Here is a 14119-nt window from a genome sequence, read left to right as displayed (position 1 = left end):
GCGGTGAGCACTAATTCACGCAGCCGAAACGCACGCAACGGACTCGTCACCGAGAGATATTCCCTCGCAACAACTTCTGGCTACCGTTCGCATCACGAATACAGCCGCTGTATACAGCGCGGTGCACAGGCCGCCGCGGCACCCCGCGAGCAGCCGATACGAACCGTGCCGGTGCCGCAGGCGGGCGTATTCGGCACGGCGCGTCCAGCGCCGCCGCTCCACCTGATGAAGTTAGAAGGGTTCGCCCCATGCCAGAATCCCGTGCCGCCCGCCGGCCACATGCCCGCCTGACCAGAACACTGGTCGCGCCGACCGCGCTGGCGCTCGCCGGCCTGTTGCTGTCCGCCTGCGGAGCAAAAGACGACGCCGCGCCCGGCTCGACCGCCGCCTCCTGCGTCGACACCTCCCGGGACACCATCAAAGTCGGCTCCCTGCACTCGCTTTCGGGCACCATGGCGATCTCCGAAGTCACCGTCGCCAACTCCACCAAGCTCGCGGTCGACCAGATCAACGCCGCCGGCGGCGTCCTCGGCAAGAAGATCGAACTGGTGCTCGAGGACGGCGCCTCGGACCCCAAGACCTTCGCCGAGAAGGCCGAGAAACTCATCAGCTCCGACTGTGTCGCCGCGGTCTTCGGCGGCTGGACCTCGTCGAGCCGCAAGGCCATGAAGCCGAAATTCGAGAGCCTCAACTCGCTGCTCTACTACCCGGTCCAGTACGAGGGCCTGGAGGACAGCAAGAACATCTTCTACACCGGCGCCACCACCAACCAGCAGATCATTCCGGCGCTGGACTACCTGAAGCAGAAGGGCGTGACCTCGCTCTACCTGGTGGGCTCGGATTATGTCTTCCCGCAGACGGCCAACCGTGAGATCAAGGCGTACGCGGCGGCCAACGGCATCGAGATCAAGGGTGAGGACTACACCCCGCTCGGTTCCACCGACTTCTCCACCATCGTCAACAAGGTGCGCAGCGCCAAGGCGGGCGCGGTGTTCAACACCCTCAACGGCGACTCCAATGTCGCGTTCTTCCGGGAATACACCAACGCGGGCCTGAAAGCCGCTGAGATGCCTGTCATTTCGGTGTCCATCGCCGAGGAAGAAGTCGCGGGCATCGGCGCGCAGAACATCGCGGGCCAGCTCACCGCCTGGAACTACTACCAGACCGTGGATTCGCCGGTGAACAAGAAGTTCGTCGGCGACTACAAGGCCGCGTTCGGCGCGGACAAGCCGACCTCGGACCCGATGGAAGCCGCCTACGCCTCGGTCTTCCTGTGGAAGAACACCGTCGAGAAGGCGAAGTCCTTCGCCGTGGCCGACATTCAGGCCGCCGCCGACGGCGTCAGCTTCGAAGCGCCCGAGGGCCTGGTCACCATCGACGGCAGCAACCACCACATCACCAAGACCGCCCGGATCGGCGAAATCCGCCCGGACGGCCTGATCTACACGGTGTGGGACTCCGGCAAGGCCGTGCAACCGGACCCGTACCTGAAGTCCTACGACTGGGCCAAGGGCCTGAAGTAGCCCACCCGAGCGCGGAGTTCGCGGCCGGAATGTTCGCGGCCCATCCACTCGGGGTGGGCCGCGAACACGCGGTGCCGCGGGCGCCGCAACGCAGTCACAGGAGAACTTTATGGATGTCGTTGTCGGCCAGCTCTTCACGGGGTTGAGCCTGGGATCGATTCTGCTGCTCGCGGCGCTGGGCCTGTCGCTGACCTTCGGTCAGATGGGCGTGATCAATATGGCGCACGGCGAGTTCATCATGGCCGGTTGCTACACCACTTATGTTGTGCAGAAGGTCATCTCGTCAGCGGGCGTCTCGCTGTTCGTCTCCCTGCTGATCGGATTCCTGGTCGGCGGCGCGCTGGGCGCCGCGCTGGAGATGGGCCTGATCCGCTGGATGTACAACCGGCCGCTGGACACCCTGCTGGTCACCTTCGGTGTCGGGCTGGTGCTCCAGCAGCTGGCCCGGGACATCTTCGGCGCGCCCGCCAAGAACGTGCTGGCCCCCTCCTGGTTGAGCGGCGGCGTCGACATCATGGGCGCGGTGGTGCCCAAGACCCGCATCTTCATCCTGGTGCTGGCCGTCGTCGCGGTGACCGTGCTGGCCGTGGTGTTGCAGACGACGTCGCTGGGCCGCCGGATCCGCGCCGTGGTGCAGAACCGCGACCTCGCCGAAACCAGCGGCGTCTCCTCACGTTTCACCGATATCAGCACGTTCTTCCTCGGCTCCGGACTGGCCGGGGTCGCGGGCGTGGCGCTGACGCTGATCGGTTCGACCAGCCCCACCATCGGGCAGAGCTATCTGATCGACGCGTTCCTCGTGGTCGTGATCGGCGGGCTCACGCAGATCAAGGGCACGGTCATCGCGGCCTTCGCGCTGGGCCTGCTCAATTCGTTCATCGAGTACTCGACCACCGCGTCCATCGCGAAGGTCATCGTGTTCGCCGCGATCGTCATCTTCCTGCAGGTCCGCCCGCAGGGGTTGTTCACCGTCCGGACAAGGAGTTTGGCATGACCGCACTCGTCGGCACACTGCGTGCGGGCTCCTCGCTCAAAGCGCTGAGCGGGTTCGCGATCGCCGCCGTCCTGCTGTTCGCGGTGGCACCCGCGGTGCTCAGCGATTTCCGGCTGAACCTGCTCGCCAAGTTCCTGTGCTTCGCCATCGTCGCGGCGGGCATCGGATTGGCCTGGGGCCGAGGCGGAATGCTAACCCTCGGCCAGGGCGTGTTCTTCGGCATCGGCGCCTACATCATGGCCATGCATCTGCAGATGACCGATGCCGCGCGACTCGGCAACGACGTACCGGAGTTCATGGAGATCTCCGGTATCCGCGAATTGCCGTCGTTCTGGCAGCCTTTCGCGTCCGCGCCGGTAGCCATCCTGGGCATCCTGGTGCTGCCGGGACTGGTGGCGGCGGTGCTCGGGTACGGCGTGTTCAAGCGCCGGGTCAAAGGCGCCTACTTCGCCATCCTGAGTCAGGCGCTGGCCGCCGCCCTCGCCATCTGGCTCACCGGCCAGCAGGCCATCGGCGGGTTCACCGGCCTGTCCGACTTCCGGGCGTTCTTCGGTTTCAAACTGTCCGATCCGGTGAACCGCCAGATGCTGTTCTTCATCGCGGCGGGCACGCTGCTCGCGGTGGTCGCGCTGGTGCGGCAGCTGATGCACAGCCGGTACGGGGAACTGCTGGTGGCGGTGCGGGATCAGGAGGAGCGGGTCCGTTTCCTCGGATACGACCCCGCCAACGTCAAGATCGTCGCGTACGTGGTGGCGGCCTTCTTCGCCGGTATCGCGGGCGCGCTGTTCACCCCGATCGTCGGCATCATCTCCCCCGCCGATATCGGCGTCGTGCCCTCGATCGCCTTCCTGATCGGCGTCGCGATCGGCGGGCGCACCACGCTGCTGGGGCCGGTGCTCGGCGCGATCGGCGTGGCCTGGGCGCAGACCGCGCTCTCGGAGCAGTTCCCCTCGGGGTGGACCTACCTGCAGGGCGTGCTGTTCATCGTGGTGGTCGGCTTCATCCCGGCTGGGCTCGCGGGTGTGTGGCCCATGCTGAAGGGCTTCCTGGACAGCAGGTTCCGGCGTGGCCGGGAAGCGCCGGCGCCGCCGGAAACCCCCGAAGTCGAAACGGTCGAGCCGGAGAAGGTGGAATCCCGATGACGACGGCAACTCACGAACCCAAGCCCGGCGGCAATGCGGGCATGGACAGCGAATACCTCGAAATCCGCGGCCTGTCGGTCAGTTTCGACGGCTTCAAAGCGGTCACCGATGTGGATCTGACTGTGCTGCAAGGTGATCTCCGTTTCCTCATCGGGCCGAACGGCGCGGGTAAGACGACCCTGATCGACGCGATCACCGGGCTGGTGCCCGCCACCGGTTCGGCGCAGAAGTCCGGCGCGGAACTGCTCGGCAAGAAGGTGCACCAGATCGCCCGGCTCGGCGTCGGCCGAACCTTCCAGACGGCAAGCGTTTTCGAGCAACTGAGCGTGCTGCAGAACCTGGATATCGCGGCCGGGGCCCGCCGTTCCGCGTTCACCATGCTCCGGCGGCGCAAGTCCGTCCTGCCGAGTATCGAAGAAGCGCTGGAGATCACGGGTCTGGGCGCGCTGCGGGATCAGCCCGCGGGCGTGCTCGCACACGGTCAGAAGCAGTGGCTGGAGATCGGCATGCTGCTGGTACAGAACGCGTCGGTACTGCTGCTCGACGAACCGGTCGCGGGTATGAGCGCCGAGGAACGCGAGGAGACCGGAAACCTGTTGCGCCGCATCGGCGGTGAGCGGGTCGTGGTGGTCGTCGAGCACGATATGGACTTCATGCGGGCCTTCGCCACCTCGGTCACCGTGCTGGCCGGCGGCAAGGTGCTCAGCGAGGGCACCGTCGCCGAGGTGCAGGCCGATCCCAAGGTGCAGGAGGTCTACCTCGGCACCGCCGCCGCGGTGGGCACCGAACTGGAAACCGAAGAGACCGCCCACGTGTTGGAGGAGGCCTGATGCTCGAACTCATCGACCTGCACGCCGGTTACGGCCGGACCGAAGTCATCCACGGCGTCGCGGTGACCGTGCCCGACGACAGCGTGGTCGCCATCATGGGCCACAACGGAGCGGGCAAAACCACCCTGCTGCGCACCGCCGTCGGACTGATCGCCGCCAAGTCCGGCGAGATCCGTTTTCAAGGGGAGAACATCACCAAGTTGTCCCCCTCCAGGCGGGTCGAACGCGGCATCGCCTACGTTCCGCAGGGGCAGCAGAGTTTTCCCCAGCTCTCCACAGCGGAGAACCTGCAGGTCGTCGCCGACGGCCGCAAACGCGGCAAAGCGTTGATCGACGAATCCCTCGACCTGTTCCCCGCCCTGCGCGAACTACTCCCTCGCAAGGCGGGCCTGCTCTCCGGCGGCCAGCGGCAGCAGTTGGCCATCGCACGGGCCCTGATCACCGAACCCGTGCTGCTCATCCTCGACGAGCCCACCGAGGGCATCCAGCCCTCCGTCGTCGCCGAGATCGAACGCACCATCATCGATCTCACCCAGCGGGGCGGGCTCAGTGTGCTGCTGGTGGAACAGCACATCGGTTTCGCACTGCAAGCGGCGCAACGGTATTACGTGCTGCAATCGGGGCGGGTGAGTTCCACCGGAGACGGCGGGGCGGGCGCGGAGACCGCGGTCCGCTCGGCGATGGCGATCTGAGCCGGCCATGGCCGGCCGGGGGACAGGCGAAGCCGGGGCGGCGGGCCGGCTCGGAGAGCAGGTCTACCAGGCGCTGCGACGAGATCTCGCCGCCGGAACGATCGTGCCCACCGAACGTCTCCGGGAAGAGCGGCTGGCCGACATCTACGGTGTCTCGCGCACCCCGGTGCGCGAGGCCCTGGCCCGGTTGCGGGCCGACGGGCTGGTCGAACGCCAGTCCGACGGGCTGTATCCGTACCGGCCGCGGCTACAGGAACTCGACCAGCTCTACGAATTGCGGATACTGCTGGAAGCGCGTGGCATGCAGCGCGCACTCGGCGGCACGGCGCGGTCCGCGCCGCCGTCCTTCACCGGCTGGGATCCGCCGAATGCCACGGCGGGACATGACTTTTCCCTGGTGCGCGCCGAGCTCGAGACCTGGCGACGATTCCGTGAGACCCCGCCGGCCCCCGGCCCCGACCTAGTCGCCGCGGACGAACAATTCCACACCACCCTCCTCGCCGCGGCGGGAAACGCGGCGTTGACCGAGGCGCTGGCCGCGGTCTATATCCGGGTCCGGCCGGTCCGCACGCTCGACCGGTACACCCCGGACCGCGTCGCCGCCATGACAGCCGAGCACATCACGATCGCCGAACATCTGCTCGCCGGTGACCCGGATACCGCGCTGCGCGCCTTGCTCGCCCACCTCGAAATGTCCCGCTCGCACGTCCTGGCTCGCGCTCAGCAGGCGCTCGAACTCACCAAACTGGGTCGGGCCGTGCGGGATTGAGGAAGGTCAGCAGTCCGGTTGGAAGGGCCAGCAGTGCCGGGTGGTCGGGGGCGGTGTGGGCGTCACCGAGATCGTCGTGGTCGGCGCGGGACCGGAGTCCGCCGGGCCGTCGATGAAAACCTTGGCGACCACCCAGAACACGAGCAGCATGCCGATGACCGCGACGACCACCGCGCCCCAGGCACCGGCCTGCTGCCGCCGAGTATGTGGACCGGGCGTGTGCGGCGGACGTGGCGGACGCGGCGGTTTGGCCGCCGGCGTGACCTCGCCGAGCGGGGCCGGCCGGACTTCGTCGAACCCGTCGGCCAGCAGTTCGGCCCGCGACGGCTTCGGATCCATCCCCAGCACCTGCGCGGCCTGCACCACCCGATCTACCGTCCAGCTGCGGGCCCCGGCCGAGAAGCCCTCCAGATAGATTCGCAGCTCGGTGGCGTCGTCGACATTCGCGATCACCACATCGATGCCCGGCCGGATGGATGTCCGAGCGGGCCGCACCATCGCACCGCGTTGCGGGACCAAGACCACCACGCCGCAGACGTCGCCCGGATCCTGCAGCGCCCGTTCGATTTTCGCGCGCACCGCGTAAACGCACTGTTCCAGGCGGTCGGTGGGGCTGGTGTCGCTGTCGTCGAGCGCCGCCGGAGCCGCGCTGACCTGCCACGGTCCGTCGCCGGTGAGGTTGAGAATCCCGCTCTGCCGCTTGCGGAACCCACGGATCTCGGCGACGGTGATGCCGCGCGGGGTGATGACCACCGCGTCGATCTGCCGGGTGCCGTGCATCCCCACATGCACGTCGACGGCGGCGAGGCCGGTGCTCGGGTAGGACCGCAGACAGTCGACGAACTCCTGTTCGGCCGCCGAGAGCTGCGCTCCAGCCCTGATCTTCACCAGCATTTCTTTCCCCTGCCAACCTGTCTCGAAGCGCGGCGGCTACCCTGCCTCGCCCAGCACGCCGGTTCCGATGATGCCCGCCTTGCCGAGTTGGGGCTACCGAAAGCCGAGAACTAACTGGGGCCCTCGATCCGGGCGGCATTCGCAGGTACGCTCGCCAGCGCCGGCCCGGACGGGCGGGAACCCCACGTGAGAGGCGGACCGCGATGACGGAACCACGGATCGCACCCGGCCGGGTCCGGGAACTGGGCCCGATCAACTGGGTTGTCTGGCAGGCGCTCTCGCGCGCCGCCGGAACCAGCGACGCACATTTGTTCAGCACGCTGGGCCGCACCGGCGGATTGTTCCGCGGCTGGCTGCACTATTCGGGCAAACTCATGCCGGGCGGACGGCTGCCCCGGCACGACGCCGAACTCGTCATCCTGCGCGTCGCCCATCTGCGCCAGTGCGATTACGAGATGGACCACCACATCCGGCTCGGCGCCAAGGCCGGCGTGACGCCCGAGATCCTCGAACGTCTGCGCACCGGACCCACCGCCGCCGGCTGGTCGGACAAGCACCGCGCCCTGCTCACCGCCGTCGACCAGATCGTGGCCACCCGCGATCTGGACGACAGCGCCTGGGCCGCGCTCGCCGAGCACTACGACGAGCGCCGTCTCATCGAAATCGTCCTGCTGACCAACCAATACGAGGGCCTGGCCGCCTCCATCACCGCGCTGCGCATCCAGCGTGACGGTTTCTGAACCAGCCGCTCAGCGTTCGATGAGCAGCGTCTCCAATCCGTCCAGCACCACCATGAGCCCGAATTTCCAGGCGTGGTCGGCGCTGTAGGCCGCGTCGTGGTTCTGCCCGGCGGCCGCGCCGACGCGGGCGGCCACCGGGTAGCGCTCGCTGTCGTAGACCTGCTCCAGCAGCGGCGCGGCGCGTTCCCACCACTGGTGGTCGGACATCGCGCTGTCGGCGGCGGCACGTGTGGTGTCGATGGAAATGCGCGCGACCGCGGTGACGAACCCGAGCAGGTGGGTCAGCGCGGCGTCCATCTCCACGTCATTGAGGCCGATGCGTTCGAAGGCCCGCAGCTCATGGTCGTATTTGGCGGCCAGACCGGGGCCTAGCGGCGGCCGGGTGGTGGGCAGATAGGCCACCCACGGATGCCGCGCCAGCAGCGCGCGGTTCTCCTCGGCGACGGCGGTGACCCGCGCGCGCCAGTCCAGTTCGGACAGATCGGTCCGGGTCATCTGCTGATAGACGGTGTCCAGCATCAGGTCGACGAGTTCCGCTTTGCCCGGGATGTAGGTGTAGGTCGCCATCGGTGTGAGGCCCAGCTTCGCCGCGACCGCGCGCATGGTCAGGGCCTCCAGCCCGGCTTCGTCCGCGATCTCGATGGCGGCCCGGACCACGGCGTCGATACTGCTGCGCTGCTTCGGGCCGCGTGCCGGTTTTCCCGGTACGCGCCAGAGCAATTCGAGCGTGCGCGCCGGATCACCCGCACTGCTGCGTTCTTTACCCAAGTCGCCTCCTCCGCTGGAGCCTCGATCGTATCGATGTGACTCAGCTCATAATGCAGCGGCTCGGAAATTAATCTACAAAGTACATCGTACTTAGTATAGAGTTAGTTCGCCGAGCTAGAGGAGGCCGCATGGCCATCACCGCATCCACCATCTCCCTCAACGTCGCCGACCCGCAGACCTCCGCGCGGTTCCTGAGCGACACGCTGGGCTTCACCGAGCAGATGTCGGCCGACGGATTCATCGCCCTCGCCCACCCCGAGGCCGGGATGAGCGTCGTCTACCTGGCCGTCGGCCTGAAGTCGTTCAAGCCGAAGGACAAGGCGGGCGCCGCGGGCGAGGGCCTGCTGGTCGCGTTCACGGTGGACGACATCGACGCCGAGTACGAACGACTGACCGCCGCGGGGGTCCCGATCGTGACGCCGATCGAGACCGAACCGTGGGGCGAGCGCTACTTCCAGATGATCGATCCGAACGGGATCATCATCCAGCTGGTGCAGTGGGTCTGACGAACGACGCCGCGGCCGGCGCTCAGCCCTGGGCGAGGGCGGCGCGGAAGACCTCGACCGCCGGGGTGGAAGGACGGCCGAGCAGCTTCTGGAGGTCGCCGGAGTCCACGTCCAGGACGCCGTGCCCGATGCCGGCGTCCGCGTCGGCCAGCGTCTCGGCGTAGGCCGCGGGCAGACCGGCGCCCGTGAGCGCCGCGGCATAACCGGATTCCGGCAGGTTCTCGTAGCGGACCGGCTTGCCCGCCGCCGCCGAGATCTCCTGTGCGAGTTCGGCATAGGTGAGGCGCTGGTCGCCGCCGAGTTCGTAGACGCGGCCCGCGTGCCCTGCGGTGGTGAGCACCTTGGCGGCGGCTTCGGCGTAGTCGGCCCGAGCCGCCGCCGCTACCCGGCCATTGCCCGCCGCGCCGTTGAGCACGCCGGTTTCGACGGCGTGCGCGAGACCGCCGAGATAGTTCTCCCAGTACCAGCCGTTGCGCAGGATGACATGCGGGACAGTCGATTCCGCGAGCACGGCTTCGGTACCGATGTGTTCCTGCGCCAGGATCAGCGGATTCTCGGAACCCTTCGGGATGCTGGTGTAAGCCAGCAATTCCACCCCGGCGCGCTCGGCCGCGCGAATCACGTTGGTGTGCTGGTCGACCCGTTTGCCGAACTCGTTGCCCGAGATCAGCAGCACGCGATCGACCCCGGCCAGGGCACGGTCCAGGGCGGCGGGGTCGTCATAGGACGCCTGGCGGATCTCGGCGCCCAATTCGGCCAGGTCGGCCACCTTGTGCGGGTCGCGAGCGATCGCGACCACCGGTGTGGACCCGATACGCAGCAATGCTTCGACGACGAGACGACCCAACTGACCACTGGCTCCGGTGACTGCGACGGTCATGACTTACCTCCAGGCTCGAGTACTGTTCGTGAAGTACTAACTAATAGTAAGCACTATCCATTCCGCCAGCACACAAGTCAAGTTCGGTACTATCGAAACCATGAGTACCCAGCGCATCCCGTCGGCCGACGCCGACGATCCCACGCTGGAAGCCGATGTTTTCGCACGAAACTGCACGTCACGGCCGGTTCTGCAAAATGTCGCCAGCCGGTGGGGCACCCTGGCTCTCGTCGCTCTGCGGGAGGGGCCGTACCGGTTCAGCGCCCTGCGCCGCCGGGTCGACGGCGTGAGCGAACGTATGCTCTCGCAGACATTGCAGGCTCTGGAACGTGACGGCATGGTGCACCGCGAAGTCCACGAGACCATCCCGCCACGGGTCGAATACACCCTCACCGAACTGGGCGCGCAGGTCGCCGACCACCTGGAAGCCCTGATCAAGGTGCTGGAAACCAATCTGCCGCGCATCGCGGAAGCCCAGGCGGCCTATCACCGCGACTGAGTCGGGAAGGTCCACGCGGCCGCGGCGGTTGACTGTGGCATGGATCTCTCCGACGCCGTCGATTTCGCTCGCACCGCACGCCGCTCCGTGCTGACCACCATCCGCCGCAACGGCCGGCCGCAGCTGTCCAACGTGCTGCACCTCGTCGGTGACGACGGCGTCATCCGCATCTCGATCACGGCCGACCGGGCCAAGTACCACAATCTGCGCCGCGACCCGTGGGCCGCGCTGCATGTCACGCGGGACGACTTCTTCGCCTACGCCGTCCTCGAGGGCACCGTCGAGCTCACCCCCGTCGCCGAGAACCCGGACGACGCCACCGTCGAAGAACTGGTCGCGTATTACCGCGAAGCCACCGGCGAACACCCGGACTGGGACGAATACCGCCGGGCCATGGTCGGAGAGCGCCGCGTCCTGGCCCGGTTCACCCCGGCCAACGCCTACGGCATGCTCAGCTGATCAGCTTCGACACCGTGACGAACGCGTAGCCCCGCGCACGCAGTTCGGCGACGATCCGCGGCACCGCGGCCAGCGAGTTCGCACCCTGCTCCCCCATGACGTGCAGCAGCACGATCGAGCCGGGACGCACCTTGCCCACGGTCTCGGCCACGATCTCCTCGGTCGACGCGGTCTTGCCGGAGTCGGGTTCCACATCCCACATCACGGTGGTCCGGTCGTGGTCGGCCAGGTATTTGGGCAGCCCCCACAGCTTCTTCCCGTACGGCGGCCGGAAGGTGATCGGGCCCTGGTAGCCGGTTTTCGCGATTTCCGCGTCGGTCCCGGCCACCTCGTCGCGCACCGTGTCCGCGGAGACGAGCACCATCCGGCGATGCGAATAGGTGTGGTTGCCGAGTTCGTGCCCGGCCTGCGCGAGCGCCCGCCCGGCCTCGGGATTGGCGGCCAGATCGCGCCCGTTGAGATAGAACGTCGCCGGAACACCGGCCTCCGCTAGCACTTTCAGCACCTCGGGCGTCTTGGCGGTGGGCCCGTCGTCGAAGGTCAGCGCCACCACCTTCGCGCTGGTGTCCACCCGATCGACCAGCCGCCCGGCCAGCTGATAGGTCCGCGAGTTCATCAGGTAGTAGCCGCCCACCGCGAGCACCACCAGGACGACGAGGGTCAGCGCACTACCGATCAGCAACTTTCGACGCACCCTGGCCTGTATACCAGAGCGACGCGGTCCGGGTGCTGATACAGCTTGCGCCCCAATAAAACTCGACTCGGCACTCCCCGACCCGCCTCGGCGGAAAGCAATAATGGCCCGATGCCGTTTACCGGCATCGGGCCATTCGCGGCTGTCACGCGACCGGCAGTCCGATCAGAAGTTGATCATGTGGCCGGCCAGGCCGTGGATCGCCTCCTGCAGCGCTTCGCTCAGCGTCGGGTGGGTGTGGACGTTGCGGGCCAGCTCGTTGACCGTCAGATCCCACTTCTGGGCCAGCGTCAGCTCGGGCAGCAGCTCGGAAACGTCGGGGCCGATGAGGTGGCCGCCGAGCAGTTCGCCGTGCTTGGTGTCGGAGATGAGCTTGACGAAACCGGTCGGGTCGCCGAGGCCGTGCGCCTTGCCGTTGGCGGTGAACGGGAAGGTGGCGACCTTCACGTCGTAGCCTTCGTCGCGAGCCTGCTGTTCGGTCAGGCCGAAGCTGGCCACCTGCGGCTGACAGAAGGTGGCGCGCGGCATCATGCGGTAGTCGCCGAGCGCGAGCGTCTCCGCGCCGCCGATGGTCTCCGCCGCGACGACACCCTGGGCTTCGGCGACATGGGCGAGCTGCAGCTTCGCGGTGACGTCACCGATGGCGTAGATGTGCGGCACATTGGTGCGCATGTAGTCGTCGATCGCGATGGCGCCGCGGTCGGTCAGCTGAACGCCGGTGTTCTCCAGGCCGTAGCCCTCCACCCGGGGCGCGAAGCCGACGGCCTGCAACACCTTGTCGACGGTGACGGTCTCGACATTGCCGGACTTGTTGTCCTTGATCTGGACGGTGACCTTGGAGCCGTCGTCGTCGATGGACTGCACGGCGGCGCCGGTGCTGATCGTGATGCCCAGCTTCTTGTACGCCTTGGTGATCTCCTTGGAGACGTCGGCGTCCTCGTTCGGCAGCGCGCGGTCCAGGAATTCCACGATGCGCACGTCGACGCCGTAGTTCTTCAGGACATAGCCGAACTCCATACCGATGGCGCCCGCGCCGACGATGAGGATCGAGCCGGGCAGGTCCCGGGTCAGGATCTGCTCTTCGTAGGTCACCACATTGTCGGAAAGCTTGGTGCCCGGCAGCAGCTTGGTGATGGTGCCGGTCGCGATGATCACGTTGTCGAAGGTGACGGTTTCGGTGCCGCCCTTGGACAGCTCGACCGAGAGGGTGTTGGCGTCGACGAAGGAGCCCTTGCCGTCGAACTCGTCGATCTTGTTCTTCTTCATCAGGAAGTGGACGCCCTTGACCCGGCCGTCGGCGACCTTGCGGCTGCGGTCGAACGCCGCCCCGAAGTCGAAGCTCACGTCACCGGAGATGCCGAAGGTCTTGGCTTCCTTGTGGAAGATGTGCGCCAGTTCGGCGTTACGCAGCAGCGCCTTGGAGGGGATGCAGCCCACATTGAGGCAGACACCACCCCAATACTTCTGCTCGACGATGGCGGTACGGAGGCCGAGTTGTGCCGCGCGGATGGCGGCGACATAGCCGCCAGGACCGGCACCGAGAACGACAACGTCGTAATGGGAAGTCACGCCCCCGAGCCTAACGCCGTCACCTGAGGTTGGCCCACCCGTCCCCCGCGAAATAAATGCATCGCTAAGGTGATCGGGTGGATCGGCACCGGTTGAGCGGGGGCAAACGGCTCACCCTGGATCCGACGGACACCACCGCCTCGACGCATTTGATCCGGCTGGTCCGCGATGCCGCACGCGCCGCCGGGGCCGACGCGGACAGGCTGGCGGCCATTCCCGGCACCGACGACGCGGCGCTCGCCGGAGAGCTCAACCGGATACCCCTGCGGTCACTGGTCCAGCTCTGGGAAGCGCTCGCCGCCGCCCGGCCGGGACCGGGCGCGGGTCTCGCGGTGGCGGCCGCCGCGCCGCTCGGAACCTTGACCACCTGGGACTATCTCGTCACCAACGGTCCGACCCTGGCCGACGCCCTGCACTCGGCTCAGCCCTATCACCGCCTGGTCACCGCCGCCGCCGAAGGCTTCGATCTGCATCACGACGGTGAGCTGACCGTCGGCTTCCGCACCACCGCAGGCGACCCGGCGGTGGTCGCCGTGGTCAACGAGTACGTGCTCGGCTACTACCTGCGGCGGGCGCGCGAGGCCACCGGCCGCGCGGTGACCCCGGTGCGCGTGACCTTCGGCCACAGTGCGCCCCCGGACCACCGCCTCCTGACGGACGCGTTCGGCACCACCGCGATCGAATTCGACGCGGAGGCCGACAGCATCACCTTCGCGGCGACCGACGCCACGGCGCCGCTGCTCCGCACGGACCCGATGCTTGCCGATCTATTGCGCAGCCACGCCGACCTGGTGCTGGCCTCCGCGCGCCCGCTGCCGAGCCCGCTGGAGGCCTTCCGGATCGCGCTGGCCGCGGCGATCGTGGCTGGCGATCCCACGCTCGCGACGGTCGCGCGACGGCTCGCCATGAGCCCGCGCAGCCTGCAACGGCACCTCGCCGAACACGAGACCACCTGGCGGCACGAATACGACGCGGTCCGCTACGAACAGGCGAAAACCCTGCTCGCCGAAGGACGTTTGACCACCGCGGCGATCGCGCAGCGCCTGGGTTTCACCGATGACCGCGCACTGCGCAAGGCGTTCCGGCGGTGGGCGGGGACATCACCTTCGCGGCTGCGGGCGGCCTCGGTCTGAACCTGGCGCGTTCGGACCGGTGCGCGT

16 protein-coding genes are annotated in these 14119 nt (G+C 67.6%); 11 read left to right on the top strand and 5 right to left on the bottom strand.

Translation table 11 applies throughout. From position 1 onward, the window contains the following. The first annotated feature begins 248 nt into the window (after positions 1-248). From urtA to BJ987_RS07970, 6 genes are all read left to right on the top strand, one after another. Positions 249-1523 (top strand): urea ABC transporter substrate-binding protein, encoded by a 1275-nt coding sequence (gene urtA / locus BJ987_RS07995; RefSeq protein WP_209886273.1) that lies wholly within the window; start codon positions 249-251, stop codon positions 1521-1523. 109 nt (positions 1524-1632) lie between these two features. Continuing rightward, on the top strand, positions 1633-2517 hold the full coding sequence (gene urtB / locus BJ987_RS07990; RefSeq protein WP_209886270.1) for an urea ABC transporter permease subunit UrtB: 885 nt from the start codon (positions 1633-1635) through the stop codon (positions 2515-2517). After that, entirely contained in the window at positions 2514-3659 is a 1146-nt protein-coding gene (gene urtC, locus BJ987_RS07985; RefSeq protein WP_209886267.1) for an urea ABC transporter permease subunit UrtC, read from the top strand. Before urtB ends, urtC begins: the two co-directional genes overlap by 4 nt. Then, positions 3656-4489 (top strand): urea ABC transporter ATP-binding protein UrtD, encoded by an 834-nt coding sequence (urtD, locus tag BJ987_RS07980; RefSeq protein ID WP_209886265.1) that lies wholly within the window; start codon positions 3656-3658, stop codon positions 4487-4489. Before urtC ends, urtD begins: the two co-directional genes overlap by 4 nt. Next, the gene (gene urtE / locus BJ987_RS07975) at positions 4489-5181 is read left to right on the top strand and encodes an urea ABC transporter ATP-binding subunit UrtE (RefSeq protein WP_209886262.1); all 693 of its coding nucleotides are present in this window, start codon (positions 4489-4491) and stop codon (positions 5179-5181) included. The genes urtD and urtE overlap by 1 nt, the downstream gene beginning before the upstream one ends. A 7-nt stretch (positions 5182-5188) precedes the next feature. Continuing rightward, the gene (locus BJ987_RS07970; RefSeq protein ID WP_209886259.1) at positions 5189-5950 is read left to right on the top strand and encodes a GntR family transcriptional regulator; all 762 of its coding nucleotides are present in this window, start codon (positions 5189-5191) and stop codon (positions 5948-5950) included. A gap of 6 nt (positions 5951-5956) precedes the next feature. Here BJ987_RS07970 and BJ987_RS07965 read toward each other — a convergent pair whose 3' ends face one another. Next, the gene (locus tag BJ987_RS07965; protein ID WP_209886256.1) at positions 5957-6844 is read right to left on the bottom strand and encodes a nuclease-related domain-containing protein; all 888 of its coding nucleotides are present in this window, start codon (positions 6842-6844) and stop codon (positions 5957-5959) included. 203 nt (positions 6845-7047) lie between these two features. On the opposite strand from BJ987_RS07965, the gene BJ987_RS07960 reads away from it, so the two are divergent. Next, positions 7048-7584, top strand: coding sequence for a carboxymuconolactone decarboxylase family protein (locus BJ987_RS07960; protein WP_209886253.1), 537 nt, complete (start codon positions 7048-7050; stop codon positions 7582-7584). A 9-nt stretch (positions 7585-7593) separates the two neighbouring features. Here the strand turns inward: BJ987_RS07960 and BJ987_RS07955 are convergent, their stop codons facing one another. After that, complete coding sequence (locus BJ987_RS07955) at positions 7594-8352, bottom strand: TetR/AcrR family transcriptional regulator (protein WP_209886250.1); 759 nt, start codon at positions 8350-8352, stop codon at positions 7594-7596. 128 nt (positions 8353-8480) lie between these two features. Here BJ987_RS07955 and BJ987_RS07950 point away from each other — a divergent pair, with 128 nt between their 5' ends. Next, positions 8481-8858 (top strand): VOC family protein, encoded by a 378-nt coding sequence (locus tag BJ987_RS07950; RefSeq protein WP_209886248.1) that lies wholly within the window; start codon positions 8481-8483, stop codon positions 8856-8858. Positions 8859-8880: 22 nt separating this feature from the next. Here BJ987_RS07950 and BJ987_RS07945 read toward each other — a convergent pair whose 3' ends face one another. Continuing rightward, on the bottom strand, positions 8881-9738 hold the full coding sequence (locus BJ987_RS07945; protein ID WP_209886246.1) for an SDR family oxidoreductase: 858 nt from the start codon (positions 9736-9738) through the stop codon (positions 8881-8883). A gap of 100 nt (positions 9739-9838) precedes the next feature. Between BJ987_RS07945 and BJ987_RS07940 the strand changes: the two genes are divergently transcribed. Both BJ987_RS07940 and BJ987_RS07935 read left to right on the top strand, forming a co-directional pair. Continuing rightward, positions 9839-10237 carry a winged helix-turn-helix transcriptional regulator gene (locus tag BJ987_RS07940; RefSeq protein ID WP_209886244.1) on the top strand — a complete coding sequence of 133 codons (399 nt, stop codon included), beginning with the start codon at positions 9839-9841 and terminating at the stop codon, positions 10235-10237. Positions 10238-10276: 39 nt separating this feature from the next. Further along, on the top strand, positions 10277-10696 hold the full coding sequence (locus BJ987_RS07935; RefSeq protein WP_209886243.1) for a PPOX class F420-dependent oxidoreductase: 420 nt from the start codon (positions 10277-10279) through the stop codon (positions 10694-10696). Here BJ987_RS07935 and BJ987_RS07930 read toward each other — a convergent pair. Together BJ987_RS07930 and lpdA are read right to left on the bottom strand one after the other, a co-directional pair. Beyond that, positions 10689-11390, bottom strand: coding sequence for a polysaccharide deacetylase family protein (locus tag BJ987_RS07930; RefSeq protein WP_307869533.1), 702 nt, complete (start codon positions 11388-11390; stop codon positions 10689-10691). The genes BJ987_RS07935 and BJ987_RS07930 overlap by 8 nt on opposite strands. 165 nt (positions 11391-11555) lie before the next feature. After that, complete coding sequence (gene lpdA / locus BJ987_RS07925) at positions 11556-12959, bottom strand: dihydrolipoyl dehydrogenase (RefSeq protein WP_209886240.1); 1404 nt, start codon at positions 12957-12959, stop codon at positions 11556-11558. A 77-nt stretch (positions 12960-13036) separates the two neighbouring features. Between lpdA and BJ987_RS07920 the strand changes: the two genes are divergently transcribed. Beyond that, entirely contained in the window at positions 13037-14092 is a 1056-nt protein-coding gene (locus tag BJ987_RS07920) for a helix-turn-helix domain-containing protein (protein ID WP_307869532.1), read from the top strand. Positions 14093-14119 lie beyond the last annotated feature (27 nt).

Origin of the sequence: Nocardia goodfellowii, assembly GCF_017875645.1 — a bacterium.
Lineage (GTDB): Bacteria > Actinomycetota > Actinomycetes > Mycobacteriales > Mycobacteriaceae > Nocardia > Nocardia goodfellowii.
This window is presented reverse-complemented; position numbering and strand designations above follow the sequence as displayed.

Coding starts and splice junctions, on each gene's coding strand:
- urtA (WP_209886273.1), top strand. CDS start 249: ATGCCAGAATCCCGTGCCGCCCGCCGGCCACATGCCCGCCTGACCAGA.
- urtB (WP_209886270.1), top strand. CDS start 1,633: ATGGATGTCGTTGTCGGCCAGCTCTTCACGGGGTTGAGCCTGGGATCG.
- urtC (WP_209886267.1), top strand. CDS start 2,514: ATGACCGCACTCGTCGGCACACTGCGTGCGGGCTCCTCGCTCAAAGCG.
- urtD (WP_209886265.1), top strand. CDS start 3,656: ATGACGACGGCAACTCACGAACCCAAGCCCGGCGGCAATGCGGGCATG.
- urtE (WP_209886262.1), top strand. CDS start 4,489: ATGCTCGAACTCATCGACCTGCACGCCGGTTACGGCCGGACCGAAGTC.
- BJ987_RS07970 (WP_209886259.1), top strand. CDS start 5,189: ATGGCCGGCCGGGGGACAGGCGAAGCCGGGGCGGCGGGCCGGCTCGGA.
- BJ987_RS07965 (WP_209886256.1), bottom strand. CDS start 6,844: ATGCTGGTGAAGATCAGGGCTGGAGCGCAGCTCTCGGCGGCCGAACAG.
- BJ987_RS07960 (WP_209886253.1), top strand. CDS start 7,048: ATGACGGAACCACGGATCGCACCCGGCCGGGTCCGGGAACTGGGCCCG.
- BJ987_RS07950 (WP_209886248.1), top strand. CDS start 8,481: ATGGCCATCACCGCATCCACCATCTCCCTCAACGTCGCCGACCCGCAG.
- BJ987_RS07945 (WP_209886246.1), bottom strand. CDS start 9,738: ATGACCGTCGCAGTCACCGGAGCCAGTGGTCAGTTGGGTCGTCTCGTC.
- BJ987_RS07940 (WP_209886244.1), top strand. CDS start 9,839: ATGAGTACCCAGCGCATCCCGTCGGCCGACGCCGACGATCCCACGCTG.
- BJ987_RS07935 (WP_209886243.1), top strand. CDS start 10,277: ATGGATCTCTCCGACGCCGTCGATTTCGCTCGCACCGCACGCCGCTCC.